Origin of the sequence: Nocardia sp. NPDC101769 (assembly GCF_044766925.1) — a bacterium.
Classification (GTDB): Bacteria; Actinomycetota; Actinomycetes; order Mycobacteriales; family Mycobacteriaceae; genus Nocardia.
Window position 1 is genome coordinate 122589 of the sequence record NZ_JBIWMX010000025.1, and the last position, 15632, is coordinate 138220.

Annotated in this window: 16 protein-coding genes; 11 read left to right on the forward strand and 5 right to left on the reverse strand. The window is 67.1% G+C overall.

Annotated elements, in window-relative coordinates; translation table 11 throughout:
- Nucleotides 1-74 precede the first annotated feature (74 nt).
- Genes ACIRRA_RS32020 through ACIRRA_RS32030 form a run of 3 tightly spaced genes read right to left on the reverse strand, consistent with a single transcriptional unit; the run spans nucleotide 75 to nucleotide 2813 of the window.
- Nucleotides 75-221: a hypothetical protein gene (locus tag ACIRRA_RS32020; protein ID WP_402775935.1), complete on the reverse strand. Its 147-nt coding sequence runs from the start codon at nucleotides 219-221 to the stop codon at nucleotides 75-77.
- A 1-nt stretch (nucleotide 222) separates the two neighbouring features.
- Nucleotides 223-1869, reverse strand: coding sequence for a sulfatase-like hydrolase/transferase (locus ACIRRA_RS32025; protein WP_402775938.1), 1647 nt, complete (start codon nucleotides 1867-1869; stop codon nucleotides 223-225).
- A complete protein-coding gene (locus ACIRRA_RS32030; RefSeq protein WP_402775940.1) occupies nucleotides 1866-2813 on the reverse strand; it encodes a haloalkane dehalogenase in 948 nt (315 codons plus the stop codon). The genes ACIRRA_RS32025 and ACIRRA_RS32030 overlap by 4 nt, the downstream gene beginning before the upstream one ends.
- A gap of 67 nt (nucleotides 2814-2880) precedes the next feature.
- On the opposite strand from ACIRRA_RS32030, the gene ACIRRA_RS32035 reads away from it, so the two are divergent.
- From ACIRRA_RS32035 to ACIRRA_RS32075, 9 genes are all read left to right on the forward strand, one after another.
- Nucleotides 2881-3438, forward strand: a complete 558-nt coding sequence (locus ACIRRA_RS32035) for a TetR/AcrR family transcriptional regulator (protein WP_402775943.1) — start codon at nucleotides 2881-2883, stop codon at nucleotides 3436-3438.
- Nucleotides 3439-3466: 28 nt separating this feature from the next.
- Complete coding sequence (locus tag ACIRRA_RS32040; protein ID WP_402775945.1) at nucleotides 3467-3820, forward strand: DUF1330 domain-containing protein; 354 nt, start codon at nucleotides 3467-3469, stop codon at nucleotides 3818-3820.
- A gap of 71 nt (nucleotides 3821-3891) precedes the next feature.
- A complete protein-coding gene (locus tag ACIRRA_RS32045; protein WP_402775947.1) occupies nucleotides 3892-4521 on the forward strand; it encodes a hypothetical protein in 630 nt (209 codons plus the stop codon).
- Nucleotides 4522-5330: 809 nt separating this feature from the next.
- Entirely contained in the window at nucleotides 5331-6671 is a 1341-nt protein-coding gene (locus ACIRRA_RS32050; protein ID WP_402775950.1) for a DegT/DnrJ/EryC1/StrS family aminotransferase, read from the forward strand.
- Nucleotides 6668-7822 (forward strand): MFS transporter, encoded by a 1155-nt coding sequence (locus ACIRRA_RS32055; protein ID WP_402775952.1) that lies wholly within the window; start codon nucleotides 6668-6670, stop codon nucleotides 7820-7822. The genes ACIRRA_RS32050 and ACIRRA_RS32055 overlap by 4 nt, the downstream gene beginning before the upstream one ends.
- Before the next feature lie 15 nt (nucleotides 7823-7837).
- Nucleotides 7838-8773, forward strand: a complete 936-nt coding sequence (locus tag ACIRRA_RS32060; protein WP_402775955.1) for a sulfotransferase — start codon at nucleotides 7838-7840, stop codon at nucleotides 8771-8773.
- 6 nt (nucleotides 8774-8779) lie between these two features.
- Nucleotides 8780-9604 carry an SDR family NAD(P)-dependent oxidoreductase gene (locus ACIRRA_RS32065; protein WP_402775957.1) on the forward strand — a complete coding sequence of 275 codons (825 nt, stop codon included), beginning with the start codon at nucleotides 8780-8782 and terminating at the stop codon, nucleotides 9602-9604.
- The gene (locus tag ACIRRA_RS32070) at nucleotides 9598-10473 is read left to right on the forward strand and encodes a family 3 encapsulin nanocompartment shell protein (RefSeq protein WP_402775960.1); all 876 of its coding nucleotides are present in this window, start codon (nucleotides 9598-9600) and stop codon (nucleotides 10471-10473) included. Before ACIRRA_RS32065 ends, ACIRRA_RS32070 begins: the two co-directional genes overlap by 7 nt.
- A 9-nt stretch (nucleotides 10474-10482) precedes the next feature.
- A complete protein-coding gene (locus ACIRRA_RS32075) occupies nucleotides 10483-11772 on the forward strand; it encodes an NAD(P)/FAD-dependent oxidoreductase (RefSeq protein WP_402775963.1) in 1290 nt (429 codons plus the stop codon).
- 40 nt (nucleotides 11773-11812) lie between these two features.
- On the opposite strand, the gene ACIRRA_RS32080 is transcribed toward ACIRRA_RS32075, so the two are convergent.
- Nucleotides 11813-13033 carry an RNA-guided endonuclease InsQ/TnpB family protein gene (locus ACIRRA_RS32080; RefSeq protein WP_402775966.1) on the reverse strand — a complete coding sequence of 407 codons (1221 nt, stop codon included), beginning with the start codon at nucleotides 13031-13033 and terminating at the stop codon, nucleotides 11813-11815.
- A 104-nt stretch (nucleotides 13034-13137) separates the two neighbouring features.
- On the opposite strand from ACIRRA_RS32080, the gene ACIRRA_RS32085 reads away from it, so the two are divergent.
- Nucleotides 13138-13845 carry an aspartate/glutamate racemase family protein gene (locus ACIRRA_RS32085; RefSeq protein ID WP_402775968.1) on the forward strand — a complete coding sequence of 236 codons (708 nt, stop codon included), beginning with the start codon at nucleotides 13138-13140 and terminating at the stop codon, nucleotides 13843-13845.
- A gap of 224 nt (nucleotides 13846-14069) precedes the next feature.
- Here ACIRRA_RS32085 and ACIRRA_RS32090 read toward each other — a convergent pair whose 3' ends face one another.
- Nucleotides 14070-14708: a Uma2 family endonuclease gene (locus ACIRRA_RS32090; RefSeq protein WP_402775971.1), complete on the reverse strand. Its 639-nt coding sequence runs from the start codon at nucleotides 14706-14708 to the stop codon at nucleotides 14070-14072.
- A 217-nt stretch (nucleotides 14709-14925) separates the two neighbouring features.
- On the opposite strand from ACIRRA_RS32090, the gene ACIRRA_RS32095 reads away from it, so the two are divergent.
- Nucleotides 14926-15540: a TetR/AcrR family transcriptional regulator gene (locus tag ACIRRA_RS32095; RefSeq protein ID WP_402775974.1), complete on the forward strand. Its 615-nt coding sequence runs from the start codon at nucleotides 14926-14928 to the stop codon at nucleotides 15538-15540.
- Nucleotides 15541-15632: the final 92 nt, after the last annotated feature.

Consider the following 15632-nt stretch of genomic DNA (forward strand, 5'->3'; position numbering starts at 1 on the left):
CGGTGGATCGAGAGCCGTTGCCGTGCAGCGGCTCTCGATCGTTCAGCCGTCGTGGACTGCGATCAGGCCCGCGATCACACCGAGGTAGACGGTGCCACAGCCGGATTGCCGAGGAATACGGGCAGTGTCACGGGCACCGCGGGAATCGGGACGGCGGCCGCGGCACCGGCCACAGGGGCGAGCAGCCCGGCGGCGGCGCCGGTGAAGGGCTTTGCCCGCACGCTATTTCGCACCGATGCCGTCCCGCAGGAAGTCGGAGAGCTGCTCCCCGAAGGGTTTCGCGGTCTGGGTATTGTAATCGGTCCACCCGTCCTGCTGGGCCTGCTGCAGGTAGGAGGGTAGCGGTTGGTGCAGTTCGGTGCTGACGGCTTCGTCGTGCAACCGGCTCATGGTGTCGCGCAGGTCGCCGCCGACGGCCGCGACATTGTCCAGCTCCAGCCGTCCGTCGCTGGTCGAGTAGTCATAGAGCTCGTACTCCTCCTGCTCGGCGGGGTCGATCTGCGCGGAGCCCGGCACCCAGTGCGAATAGCGGACGAACTTCGCGTCCGCGGTCCGCAGTGCGATCACATGACCGGGTGCGTCGTCGTTGAACCGGACGGCCGCCTCCTCGATGGAATGCTCGTCGGTGGTGTGGAGGATCCACGGCCGTCCGGCTGCGCCCGGATCGGCGGCGACAGCGGCGATGTCGTGCCGGCCGGCCAGGTGCGCGTAGCGGTCGTCGGCGCGCCAGCCGTTGCCGCCGGTGCCGATGGTCAGCAGTAGCGCGGCCAGGTCGATGCTGGAGGTCAGCTGATCGCGGGTGCCGGGCGCGGGAGTCAGCTGACCACGCGGATCGTGGATGAACAGCGGCACGCGGATGGCCTCGTCGTAGGCGCCGCCGCCCTTGCCGTGCAGCCCGTGCGAACCGGCGTAGTCACCGTGGTCGGAGGTGAACACCACCACGGTGTTGGCGGCGACCTCCAGCTGTGTCGCCAATTCGGTGAGCACGCGGCCGATCTGGATATCGACCTGCTGCTGGAACCAGAGGTAGAGGTTGCGCATGTCGATCCACTCCTGATCGGCCCCGGGCGTGCCGTAGGGCGCCAGCCCGAAGGTCACCGCCGAGACCTCCACCAGGGCCTTCTGCAACCGTGGCTTGCGCGAGAGCTGGTCGAGGGTCTCGAAATTCCCCGGCAGGTCGTTCATCCAGCGTGGAATGTTGTTGAACGCCAGCGTGCGTCGCGTCCAGCGCGGCCACCACTGGATGTCGTGCGGATTGACCAGTGACACCGTCGTGCACCAGGGGCCCTGCCCCGCATCGGTGTTGAACCAGTCGACGAACTGGTCGACTATGCGCCCGTCCATCTGCAGGCCCTGTTCGGGCGCGCCGTTGGGCGAGGGGTAGGTGCCGCCGTCGAAGCCGTAGCGGTCCAGGCCGCCCGGGGTGGTGTCGGCGTCGTGGCCCAGATGCCATTTGCCCCACCAGGTGGTGCGATAGCCCTGCTCGCGCAGCATGGACCCCCAGGTCGGGAAGCCCGCCGCCAGCTCCGACTGCGAGGTGGAAAGGCAGCCGGTCTGATGCGAGTACAGGCCCGTCACCAGCGCGCCGCGCGAAGGCGTGCAGTCGTTGGCGGCCGTGTAGTGCTGCTGGAAGGAGACCGACTTGCCCCGCAGCGCGGCGATATTCGGCAGGATGGTGTCGAGCACCGACTTCTCGGGGAACCACATCGGGCTGCGCATCTCGTCGACCAGAACCACCAGGATATTGGGCCGGTCCGGATGATTGTCCATGCGTCGCGGGGTCGCGGCGGCCGGGCCGGTGGCGGCGACCGCCGCAGCGGTGGCGCCGGCCATCGCACCGGTGCCGAAAAATCCTCGCCTGCTGATCATTTCGTGGAACCTCCGGTGATGTCGGGAGCCGGGTTGGCGGCGATGAACTCGGCCACCAACGTCGCGAGCTGCGGGCCACGGTCCTCCTGCAGGAAGTGACCGGCGCCGGTGATCGTGATGTGCGGCTGACCGGCCGCGCCGGGCACCCGCTCCTGGAAGATGCGGTAGCCGCCCGCGGTGATCGGATCGCCGTCGGAGAACGCGGTGAGCACCGGTTTCCCGAAGTGCGCCAACTGTTCCCACGCACGCCGGTTGGCCGGGCCGGCCGGGTCGTCAGGGTGGGTGGGGACCAGCATCGGGAAGGCTCGCGCACCCGCCTTGTAGGTCTCGTCGGGGAACGGGGCGTCGTATCCGGCCACCACTGCGGGGGACAGTTCGGTGCGGCAGCCGCCCGCGACGATACCGCCGACAGGGAACTCCGGTGTCTCCTGGGAGAACCGCTGCCAGACGGCGAAGGCGTCGGTCAGTTTCGCCTCGCCCGTGGGCAGGCCGGTATTGGCGACCACCACCCGGGCGAAGCGGTCGGGGTGCTCGGCAACCAGCCGCAGGCCGATCAGCCCGCCCCAGTCCTGGCAGACCAGGGTGACGCCCGAGAGGTCCAGATGATCGAACAGGGCCTCGCGCACCCATTCGACGTGGCGGGCATAGCTGTAGTCGGCGCGGTCGGCGGGCTTGTCACTGCGGCCGAAACCGATCAGATCCGGTGCGACGCAGCGCTTTCCGGCCGCCACCAACCCCGGGATCATGTGGCGGTACAGGAAGCTCCAGGACGGTTCGCCGTGCAGCAGCAGCACGATCTCACCGTCGCGCGGGCCCTCGTCGAGGTAGTGCAACCGCAGCCGGGTAGCGCTGCCGTCGCCCGCCTCGACCTCGAGGTAGCAGGGTTCGAAGGGAAAGTCGGGCAGGGCGGCGAACCGCTCGTCCGGTGTCCGCAATGCGTACATGAGGGCGACGATAATATTGTTGCATGCGGCGTGCAACTATCACTTCGCGTGTGTAGGGTGGCCGACGATGGACGGACGGACCGCACGTGGAGCAAGGAACCGTCAGGCGGTGCTCGACGCCGTGCTGGCGCTGATGGAGGAGGGCGACCTGCAGCCCACCGCGCAGGCGGTGGCCGAACGCGCGGGAGTCGCGACCCGCTCGGTGTATCACCACTTCCGCGACCTGGAGACGCTGTATCTCGATGCCGCGCAGACCCAGATCTCCCGGCACTGGGTGCTGCTCATGGAACCCGTCAGCGGCGACCTGGACGAGCGCATCGATCGCCTGGTGACGCTGCGGGCCGAACTGTTCGAGCGCGTCGCGGGCACCCGCCGCGCCGCCCTGCTGCGCGAACACGAATCCCTCGTCCTGTCCGAACGACTGGACGAGAGCCGCGCCGCGCTGCGTGCCCACCTGCGCACTCACCTGCCCGAGCTCGCGGACCTCGACCCCCCGGCCCGCGAGGCCGCCTTCGCCCTCTGCTCCTGGGAAACCTGGGACGTCCTACGCCGCCATCAGTCCCTGTCCGTCACCGCCGCCCGCGCCGCGGTCACGACGGCCCTCACCCGCCTGCTCACCGGCTGAGCGGGCCGTCGAAGGAAGAGCCACCACCATGGCGATCACACCCGACCCCGACCAGTTCACCCGCTTCGCCGCCGGGGACGAGGGCCCCGTCGTCATGCTGAACCTCATCACCTTCCAGGACCGCACCGAATACGCGGCCTACGGCGCCGCCGTCCTCACCCTGGTCGCACAGCAGGGCGGCCGCCTGCTGTGGCACGGCGAACCGCAGCAGACCCTGATCGGCGACGCCGACTGGGACTACGTCGCCCTCGTCGAATACCCAAGCCGCCGAGCATTTCTCGACATGGTGACCGCCCCCGAATACCAGCGCATCCACCGGCACCGCGAGTCGGGCATCGCCCGCACCGAGCTCATCGCCTGCCACCCCCTCGCCACCCACTGACCGCATCGGGCAAAATCCGAGGAATATTCTCGACCCTGTCCCTCGGCGGCCCCCGAAGGAAGGACATTCCCATGGAATCCGACGACTACACCCGCACCCGCCGCAGTCTCCACGGTGTGGCCGAACTGCTGATGGCCGGCCCGCAGTTCCGCGCCCACGGCACGATCAAACTGCGCCCAGCCCCGGGCGGGTTCAGCACGATCCATCCCCCACTGGTCGCGGTCGACGGCGATCTGCTGCTGGTCAACGGTTCGGTGGCCGGAAAGCTCAGCGGCACCACCTTTGCCGAGCTGGCCGCCCACGCCGGTATCGACGCCGGTGCGCCCGCCGACCTGTACTCCGACAGCTCCGGCTGCACCCTCACCGACACCATCCACGTCGACCTCCACCACGCCCAGACCATCGCCCGAGCCTTCGACCGGGGTGACCGGGCCCTCCGCCGCCTCAACCCCGCCGAAACCCCCGTCCTCTGGCCCGAACACTTCGACCTCGGCATCACCGCCGACCGCATCAACTTCGGCGTCTCACCCGGCGATGCCCACATCCCCGAGCCCTACGCCTACGTCGGCCCCTGGGACCAGCGCACCGGCCCCTTCTGGAACGAATCCTTCGGCGCAGCACACACCCTCACCGACCTGAGCGACGCGGACGCCCTCTTCGATTTCTTCACCGAGGGTTACCACCGCGCCACCGAATCCTGACCACCCGCGTACCGGCCGGCCTGGCGCGCCCTGTACGAGCGGCACCACGATCAGAACCGGCTTGCTCGAAGGTCGCCGGAGTGATGACCTCCTGCGCCAGGGGCGTGGCCGCATCAACCCACAACCCGATCGGATGCCCGCACGGTTGCGACCGCGGGTGCTTATCGGGAGCGGCCGCATACTTCCAGTCGAGGCCGTAGTCGTCCATTTCCGTCATTGTCCACGCCACGGTGATCGAAAACTGTAAAACCATTGTGCAACAGCATGATCGAGGCCCAAACAGGCGGGACCGGTTGGTTCGCAACGAAATCGGGGGTAACGACAAGAACCTCCAACAGGATTCCGCTCGCGGTTGCTCGGGCAAGCGCGTTTCCCTTGGCCGAACGGCATCGAGATCGCCTGCACGCCTGGCGATCCGATCCGAATCCCCTTGACCGATGTCGGCAGGGACGCTGGGGACCACGCGTTGCCCGACAACTATTGCTGTGCAACGGATTCAAGATCGACAGAAGGGGTGGGCATCTTTCGATGTGCCGAATCCGCTACTCGCACCGCGCATCCGGCGGCCACGCTCATGTCATGCAGGGCCGCCCGCACCCAGTGCATCACTGATTCCGTTGGGGCACAGACGATTGCGGATACCTGCCAATTTCGGACAAGTGACCAGAATTTAACGATGTTTCGGTCATGAATCCCGCAGGTTCGGCGTAGCGTGCCTTGAACATTCACCGAGGTTCCCGGTTCCGAGAGTCTCGGCAGGCAAGCAGGCAAGTACCGCCGATTCCTGGTCGGTCGGTGCCATAAATATGATGGCGGACAATGTGATCGATGATTCGGCATCGGCCCCGACGGCACCGGACACGCAGCCGGCCCATGGTGCGCGGCTGGCCCTGAACGGCGGTGATCCGGTACGGCACATACCCTGGCCGACCTATGACCGGGGCGCGGTGTGTGTCGGTCCCGAGGACGAGGAAGCGGCGCTGCGCGCGATTCGTAGTCATCTCTATTTCCGATACGACCATCGCCCGCCGCATGAGACCGAGTGCGCGCGATTCGAGGCGGAACTGTGCCGCTACTTCGGGACCGCACACGCGCTGGCCACCTCGAGCGGTACCACCGCGCTGGCGCTGGCGATCATGGCCTCCGGAGTCGAACCCGGAGACCTGATCGCCTGTCCCGGTTTCACTTTCGCCGCCACACCCAGCGCCATCCTGCTCGCCGGATGCACGCCGTTCCTGGTCGACGCCGACGAGAACCTCCACCTCGACGTGGACGATCTGCGCCGGCGGTGGACACCGCGAATCCGGGCGATCGTGGTGGTGCACATGCGTGGCTTCGCCGGGGATATGGGCGCGTTGCTCCGATTCGCGGATGAGCGGGGCGTTCCGGTGTTCGAGGATGCCGTCCCCGCGCTCGGCGCGCAGTTGAACGGACGCAAACTCGGCACCTTCGGCCTGGCGGGCGCATTCAGCACCCAGTCGGACAAGTCGCTCAACAGCGGAGAGGGCGGCTTTCTCATTACCGAGGACAGCACCCTGTTCGCCCGGGCCACCGTGCTTTCCGGCGCGTACGAGGGCCGGCTGCGGCGGCATTTCGCCGACGGTCGGTCGCCGCTGGCCACCGATCTGGAGCTGCCGCTGTACAGCTTCCGCATGGACGAGATCCGGGCCGCGCTGCTGCGATCCGAACTGGAACGGCTGCCGATCCGGCTGGCCGCCTTCCGCGAGAACTACGACTATGTCGCCGCGCAGCTGGCCGACCTCGACGGCATTCGGATCCGGCAGCCGGTGGCGCCGGGCGCGTATCTGGGCGAGGCCTTCATCTTCCAGGTTGCCGAGGGTCGCGCGCAGTGGTTCGCGCGGGCGCTGTGCCAGGAGGGTATCGAGGCGCGCAACCTCGGTTCGGACTCCGATCACAATATTCGCGCCTTCTGGAATTGGCGATTCCTGTTCCCCGGCAAGGACACCGCCGCCGTGCAAGCATCCCTGCCCAATACGACCCGCTATCTGCAACAGGCCGTGGACATTCCGCTGTCCTCGACGCTGTCGCGGGCGGATTGCGATGATCTCGTCGCCGCGGTGCGGAAGGTCGCGGCCGCCCTGACCACGACGGAGGTCGACGCGAATTCCTCGTGGGCAGGGCGACCATGACGGCCTCACCCGACACCGGAACGCTGCCGCGGGTTGCGCTCGCCGGGGTGTTCGGCGGATTGTTCTGCGGCTATCTCGGCTTGTCCGCGGCCATTCCGGTACTGCCCGACCATGTTCGCGACCGGTTCGGCGCGGGCGATCTGAGCGTGGGGCTCGTGGTGACGGCCACTGCCCTGACCGCGCTGCTCACCCGGCCCGTGTTCGGCGGGCTGGCCGACCGGCACGGCTATCGGCAGGTCATGCGGTTCGGCGCGCTCGCCATCGCGGTCGGCGGGCTGCTGTACTTTCTGCCGCTCGGCCTGGCCGGGCTGATCGTGGTGCGGCTGCTGGTGGGTGTCGGCGAGGCCGCGCTGTTCGTGGCGGGTGCGGCCTGGACCGTCACGCTCGCGCCACACGATCGGCGCGGCCAGCTGATCGGGCTCTACGGGGTAGCCATGTGGGGCGGCATCTCGGCGGGGACGGCGCTCGGTGCGACCCTGCGGCACTTCGGGATCGGGGCGGTGTGGGCGCTGTGTGCGGCCGCGCCGCTCGCCGGACTCGCCCTGATCACCATTGCCAGGCCCGAGCCGGAGGTCGCGCGGTCGAGCGGGGGTCGCGGGCTGATGCTGAAGCCTGCGGCGCTGCCCGGTCTGGCCCTCGCCCTCGCCGCGGCGGGCTATGTGGGGCTGGCCGCTTTCATCATCCGCGACCTGCAAGTGCGCGGGATCGGTTCCGGCGCCGTCGTTTTGGCCGTCTTCAGCGCGGTGTACGCGGGTACGCGGCTGGTCATCGGAAAACTGCCGGACCAGCTCGGACCGCGGCGGGTGGGCACCTGGTCCGGTATCGGCGAGGCGGCCGGGCTGCTGATCGTCGCGTGGTCGCCGAACCTGCCGGTGGCGGTGCTGGGCGTCATTGTCATGGGGGTCGGCTTCTCACTGCTGCACCCTTCGCTGGCGTTGATGGTCATGAACAACGCCGAGAGCTCGAAACAGGGTGCGGCACTGGGGGCTTACACCTCGTTCTGGGATCTGGGGCTGTTCGTCTGGGGCCCGGCGACCGGTGCCATCGCGAGCGGGCTCGGCTATCCCGCCGTGTATCTGGTCGGCGCGGGCTGCGCGTTCACCGCCGCGGTCATGGCCTACACGATTCGGCAATCGGTCACCAACCGGTGAGAGAGGAGGCGGCAGATGAGCAGCGCGCCCCCGGTCAAGGTCCTGTGCGTCACCGGATGGTGCCGCAACGGCAGCACCATTCTCGGCAATATCCTCAATGAGATTCCAGGCGTATTCCACGTTGGGGAACTGCATTTCCTGTGGAAGAACGCCGCCGGGCGCGGCGTCAATGAGCTGTGCGGCTGCGGGCACAAGCTCGTCGACTGCCCGTTCTGGTCCACCATCCTGCCGGTCGGCAGGCCCGACGGGGTCACCCTGGAAGACCACGCGGACACGGTGATTCGGCACCAACTCGGCTACGTCCGCACCAGGAACACGTGGCAGGTGCTCGGGCGTGGCCTGCGCAATGAGCCGATTCGCGCGCATGCGGACCTGCTGGCCCAGGTCTACCGCGCCATTGCCGAACGCAGCCGGTCGCGGGTGATCGTCGATACCTCGAAGATGCCGGGCCAGGCGGCACTGCTGTCGTACCTCGACGGGATCACCCCGTACTACCTGCATCTGGTGCGCGATCCCCGGGCCGTCGCCCAATCATGGAGCAAGCCGAAGGAATACGTGTACGCCATGTCGGCGGGCAAGAGCACCGGTTACTGGGCCGGCTTCAACCTCGCGTCGCACGCGATCGGCCGCCGGTATCCGCAGCGGTCGCTGTTCCTTCGATATGAGGACTTCATCGCCGATCCGGCGGGGACGGTCGACACGGTGCTGCGACTGTGCGAGATCGATCCGGCGGCCAACCCGATGACCGACCGGACGATCGAGCTGCACGCCAATCACACGGTCACCGGGAACCCGGACCGGTTCAACACCGGCGTCACCGTCATCCGACCGACCGACGACTCGTGGCGCGGCGCGCTGCCGAACTCGGCCAAGGCGACGGTGACGGCGCTGTCCTGGCCGCTGGCGATCCGGTACGGGTATCTGATTCCCGGTCGACATGGGAGAGGTTGAGCGACAGTGGATCTGGGGCTGACGGAAAAGGTCGCACTCGTCGCGGGCGGATCGAGCGGCATCGGGCTGGCGATCGCCGAGGAGCTGGCCGCCGAGGGCGCGCATGTCGCCATCGGAGCCCGCGACCCGGGACGACTGGCCGCCGCCGAACGCGCGATCAAAGCGATGGCACGTGGGCGGGTCCACGCAACACGCGTGGACATCGGCGACCCTGAAGCGGCTCTCCGCTGGGTCGACGAGGTCGCCGTGGAGTTCGGTGGACTCCACATCGTCGCCGTCAGCGGCGGCACACCGCCCACCGGGAGCGCGACGGCCTTCGAGGCATCCGCGTACCGGGAGGCGGTCGACACCGTCCTGATGCCCGCGGTCCAGCTGGCGTTGGCGGCCTTGCCGCACCTGCGGAATGCGCGGTGGGGCCGCATACTTCTGGTGGCATCGGAGACCGCGGTGGTCCCCATCGGCGGACTGGCCCTGTCCGGAGTGAGCCGGGCGGCGATCGTGCGGTTCGCGCAGGCCCTCGCCGCGGACGTCGGGCGCGACGGCGTGACCGTCAATGTGCTCGCGCCGAGCGCGACCCGCACTCCGCTGCTGGAACGGGTCCTGGCGCAGGGCTCCGCGGACGGGCGGATCGAGGCGGAGTTGGCCGCCGTCGGCAGCAAGACCGCGGTGGGCCGCATCGCCCAGCCCGACGAAATCGCCGCCCTGGCAGCGTTTTTGGCCAGCGAACGGGCCGGCTACATCACCGGCACCGTCCAGTTGATCGACGGCGGCTCGAGCGTGCTCGGCGCGTCCTCATCGCATTACACCGTTTCCCAGGAGGGGACATGCTGAAGGCAGATTCGATCAAACAGACCCTGGCGCAGGTCGTCGCGGACCGCAAACACGAGCTGTCGCCGGGCCGGATGTTCGTCGAGGCATGCGGGCAGCACGGGCTGGACGCGGCGGTCGAATACGACGTGACAATCACCGATTCCCTGACCAGCTCGCGGCGCAAACCCCGCAATCCGGCCCGCAATATGCTCAAGACCATCGACCTGTCGCGCGATCCGCGCCAGTTCTATTGGCACGAGAGCGCACCCGCTCCGGGCGGCACCTCCATCGTGGGCGCAGACGTCCGGCGCGAGCTGGCCAGCAGATTCCACAAGTCGCCGATTCCGGAGCTGCTCACCACCACGGCGTGGGTGCAGGTCCCGCCAGATCTGTGGAAGGACCCCGACACCTTCGAGAATTTCCTCAACTACCGCCTGATCGTGCGCTTGTGCACCGCCGAGAACCACACCATTATCAGCGGCGAGGGCGGGCTGCTGAACATGCCCGAGATCGAGCGGATGACCGAGCGGGGACCCTTCACCTCGACAATCCTGCGCGCCTGCAATGAGATCGAGCAGATGGGCGGCACCGCCGACGGCATGATCATCAACCCGGTCGACTACTACCGTGCCATGGGCAGCGGTCGGCTGATGGACGACCTCGAACAGAACGGTGTGTTCATCGTCCGCACCAGGCTGGTCGAACCGGGGACCGCCATCGTCGGCGACTTCGGCCACGGCGCACAGCTTTTCGACGCGGGACGTTCGGTGATCCGATTCGCCGAGCCGCCCGCGGGCACCTTCACCGAGCCGGGGATCGCGCTGAAGGCCGAGATCTACGAGCGGGTCGTGGTCAATCTGCCGACGAACTTCTTCGTCGTCAGCGTCTAGGTCGCGCTCATGACGCTCAAGGAGGGAACTCCCGTGCGCGAGGACCCGGATGTGGTGGTCATCGGCGGGGGAGTCGTCGGCCTGTTCTGTGCGCAGCAGTTGAGTCAGCGCGGGGCGACTGTCACGGTACTCGAGCGCGGTGCGGTGGGCGGTCCGCAATCGTGCTCGGCCGGCAACACGGGATTCGTCGGCACCCACGGTGCCGCACCCCTGGCCGAACCCGGCATGCTCGCCATCGCCGTTCCGGGTGCGACGGATCCGGACGCGCCCTGGTACATCGAGCCGCGCCCGGACGCCGAATTGTCGCACTGGCTGCGGCATTTCCGGCGCGCCTGCTCGGCCGAGGCCGCGGCGAACGGATTCCGGGTACTGATCGGGATGAAGACGCGCAGTCTCGCGATCCTGCTCGAGCTGTGCGCTTCGGAGAACATGGCCGCTCTGCTCGAGTCACCGGGCATCGTGTTGGCTTTCAAGACCCCGGCGGGCTTCGACGAGGCGAGCCGGACCGTGGCGCGCACTGTTGCCGGTGGTGTGCCGCTGCGGGTCCTCGGATCCGGTGAGCTCGACGAGCTCGCGCCGAAGACGAAGTTCGATATTCACGGCGCACTGTACAACCCCGAGGGTGCATACCTGCGCGTCCCGGAATTCCTCGTCGAATTCGGCCGGGTCCTGCGCGGTTCGGGCGTAGAGATCCGCGAGCACACCGAGGTCACCGGTTTCGGCATACGGGATCGGAATATCGTGCAGCTCAACACTACTCGCGGGGAGCTACGTCCCGGCAATGTGGTCATCGCGGCGGGCGCATGGAGCACCGAGTGCGCCCGCATGGCGGGAATGGATCTGCTGCTGCAACCGATCCGAGGCCATAGCCTCACCGTGGCCATGCCGCCGAGCGCGCCCGGCCTGCCGGTGCTGCTGAGCGAGGCCAGAGTGGCGATGGTCCCGCTCGGCGACCGGCTGCGGATCGGCGGACAGCTCGAGCTGACCGGGATGAGCTGCGCGATCTCCGAACACCGGCTACGGGCGCTGCGGCGCGCCGTGCGCGAATTCCTGCCCGACTTGGAGGAGACATCGATCCTGCAGAGCTGGAGTGGATTGCGGCCGTGTACCCCGGACAGCCTGCCCCTGATCGGTCCCGCCGGTGATCTCCGCAACCTCCTCGTCGCCGCCGGACACGGCCATATCGGCATGGGGCTCGCGCCCGCCGGCGGTGAACTCGTCGGTCAGCTCCTGGCGGGTGAGCAGCCATTCACCGACCCGATCCCGTTGCGGCCGAATCGTTTCGGCGCACCCACCTGAAGCGGCGACGGCCGCCCCATGGCAGACAGAATGGACTTGGTTACTCCCCGCCCTGAAGGACGGGGATTCTCGGCCTCGCGGTCGAGAGTACCTGTTTCACAGGCGATTGCCGACGAGGTGTCTCGTGCGGTCTGACATCGCCTCCGCAGGCGTTTATAGTCTCCGCCAGCCCGGCGGCGACAAGGATGTTCTTAGCGGCATTCACGTCCCGGTCGTGCCGGGTGCCGCAACCGGGGCACGTCCAATGACGTGTCCCGAGGGAGAGTTCGGCGAGCAGATGCCCGCACGAACTACAGGTCTTCGAGCTGGGGTACCAGCGAGAGATCACCGTGACGCGACGCCCGGCACGCTCGGCCTTGTATTCCAGCATCGACCGGAATTCGCCCCATCCGGCTTCGCTGATCGACTTCGCCAACCGGCGGTTGCGCACCATGTTCTTTGGGGTGAGGTCTTCCACCGCGATCGTGTCGAAGCGGCGCACGAGGTCGGTGCTGGTCTTGTGCAGGAAGTCCCGGCGAGCGTCACGTACGCGGGAATGCTTGCGTGCCACCTTAACCCGCTGCTTGCTGTGGTTAGCGGAACCTTTCCACATCCGCGCCAAGCGCTTCTGATGGCGGCGCAATCCGCGTTCGTGGCGCGCCATGTGACGCGGGTTGGCGATCTTCTCCCCGGTGGACAGGATCGCGAAGTCCTTGATGCCGAGGTCTACGCCGACGGATTCGCCGACGCTGGGAAGCGGCGCGGGGTCATCGGTGTCGACTGCGAAGGTCGCGAACCAGCGGCCGTCTGGCTCGCGGGACACGATCACCATCGTCGGGTCGAGCCCACTGAGGTCGACTCCGGGCCACGACCACTCGATACGCAGGGGCGCACTGGTTTTCGCCAGCCACAGCCCGCCGTTCTTGATACGGAACGCGGATCGCGTGAAGTGGGCGGATTGCCGACCGTGCCGGTTTTTGAACCGGGGATACCGGGCGGCGCCTTTGAAGAACGCCACGAACGCCGAATGCTGGTGTCGCAGCGTTTGTTGCAACGGTACAGAGGACACCTCGGACAGGAATGCCAGTTCCTCGGTGCGCTTCCATTCGGACAGCGCCGCGTCGGTTTCCTTGTAGGAGGTCGATTTCCGGTCGACGGTGTACCGGCGCTGCCGGTCAGCAAGGGTTTTGTTCCAGACGACGCGCACGCAGCCGAACGTGCGGCGCAGCAGCGCGGCTTGTTCGGCGTCCGGGTAGGCCCGGGCCTTGTACGCGGTCCTCATGAAGATGTCTTTACAGGAGGCAAGATCATGTGTAAAACCAATACGCCTGTGGCGCACGCCATTCCTCCCCGCCGTGAACGACGGGGCATCCTGGCGGTTCTTCGGTGAGGATCGGTGTCCTGTGTCTCGACACAGCGTTCACCAAGCTCCCCGGCCACATCCGTAATCCGGCGACCTTCGACTTCCCGGTCGTCTACCAGGTCGTCGCCGGTGCGACCCCGCGCCGGGTGGTGAGCGAGGCGGATCCGACCCTGCTCGAGCCGTTCATCGACGCCGCCCGCAAGCTCGAATCCGAAGGCGTGGACGCGATCACGGCCGCCTGCGGATTCCTGGTCCTGTTCCAGCAGCGGCTGGCCGATTCCGTCCGAGTCCCGCTCTACAGCTCGAGCCTCATCCAATTGCCCATGGTCCACCGCATGCTCGCCACCGATCGCACCGTGGGCCTGTTCGTCGCCGATGAACAGGCCCTCACCCGCCGCCACCTGGAAGCCATCGGCGGCGAGTCCGTTCCGATCTGTGTCACCGGAATGGCCAGGCACCCGGAATTTCGCGAGGTCATCCTCGAAGGCCGCCGCGACAACCTCGACGCGGACCGCCTCGGTTCGGAAGTCCTCGAAGAAGTGTCCCGACTGGCCGCCGACAACCCCGACATGGGTGCGCTGGTCATCGAATGCACCGACCTCGTGCCGTACGGTCACGCCATCCAGCAGCTACTGCACATCCCGATCTTCGACATCGTGACCCTCACCAACATGGTCCATCACACCTTGTCCCACATGCCCTTCCGCATCGGGGAGCGCGGCAACGGTTAGGACGGTGTCACGGCCGCAGCGGCGACGATACCGGCCGACACGAACGTCGTGTTCGGGCTCGCTCGACCAAAGTTCCGGCGGCCGTCGAAACTATCTGGAAGACATTGGATTTCGTCGTCGATTTCTTGAAGCATGCTGAAGGAAAGGCTATTGCAGCGCCACCCACCTGTTCCAGCAGCGGAAATTCCTGGTCGGCGAGTAGCAGCCGTGGACGTCACGGGAACTCAGTCGAGGCCCTCGTCGAGTTGCTCCCAGGTGAGTGTGACCTCGAAGGGGGCCAGTGTGTCGATCGCTGCGGCGAAATGGTCGCTGCGGTTGCGGTGACCGTTGGAGACGTATTTGCCGTCGGAGTTGAGCGTGAGCATTTCGATGGAGATCGCTGGGCCGTCATCGTTGGCCATACGGACGATCCAGTAGTGCTGGATGCCGTAGCGGGCGTACTCGGCGCGTTTGTCGATCGTGTCGGCCGTGACAGTGGTCGGTGATACCACCTCCACCACCAGAATCGTGTCCGCGACAGTGGGTTTGGTCTTCCAGCGTGGGCGTGGCTCCCCGATGCACCGGTAGACGATGGTGTCCGGTCGCTTGTAGTGAAAAGGTACCTCCGAAACCAGCATGTCGATATCGCGGTTGACTCGAAGACAGGGCTGCCGGTGCGACCGCTTCGCTTCGCCGTCTGCGAGTGCGCGTTCGATGTTGCGGGAGATGGCGTTGTGATTGGGCGAGGGCGATTCGCAGAAGACGATCATCCCGTCTTTGATCTCGACCGTGCGGGAGACGTCTTCGGGCATCGCCAGATAGTCGTCGATATCGACGGGCTGGTTGTAGGTCTTCGGCGAAGACCAGTCGAACGCTTCCGACACGGCGTGATCCTTCGCTATCTGGAACGACTACTCGATCGATGTCCACGGTTCGCGCGAGGGCGGACGCCTCTCAGCATAGACATCGCCAAGGGCAGATCTGTCGTCTGATGAACTCGTTGACCTGCAGCACTTCTCCCTGGCGTGGTCGGTGCCAATCATAGCTCTTGGGAACACCGTGTCGCCAACTGTGGTACGTTGACGACACAGTGTCCCCAACATGCCGAAGGCGGTGAGTTTCGCGATGCCGAAGATCGATGCTCCGACAGTCGCCGAGCACCGGGCCAATCAGGAACGGGCGCTCTTGGATGCCGCCCGCGGGTTGTTGCTCGAGGGTGGTGCCGATGCGGTCACGCCGGCGGCGGTCGGGGCGGTGGCCGGGTTGGCGCGCAGCAGCGTCTACAAGTACTTCCGGTCCGGCGACGAGATTCTGGCACGCATTGTGGCCGACTCTTTCGCTGAGTGGGGTGCGTGGGTGCGTGATGCGGTCGATCGCCGCGACACGGCCGATGACCGCATCACGGCGTACGTGCGGGTCACGCTCGAACTCGCGGCCGCCGGTGCGCATCGGGTTGCGGTACTGGGTGGTGGCACGCCCGGCGATCCCGCCGGACGCGCGGTGCTGGCTCGGCATCACCGTGATCTCGCCGCACCTCTGCGGGCGGCGCTGACCGAACGCGGCGACCCGGATCCGGAGCTCACCGCTGCTTTGGTCGATGGCGTGCTCGGGCGGGCCATCGACCGGCTGGACGCCGGGGAGCCGGTCGAGTACGTGACCCGCGTGACTACCGAATTCCTTTGCCGGGCACTGCGAATCATCGAATTCGATCACTGAGCCTTTTTCATCCTGTGCGAATGATGTTGAGGGGCAATGGATCTGATCTCGGCGTGCCTCCGCCGGATATGAGGAAGCCCCTGGTAGACAGC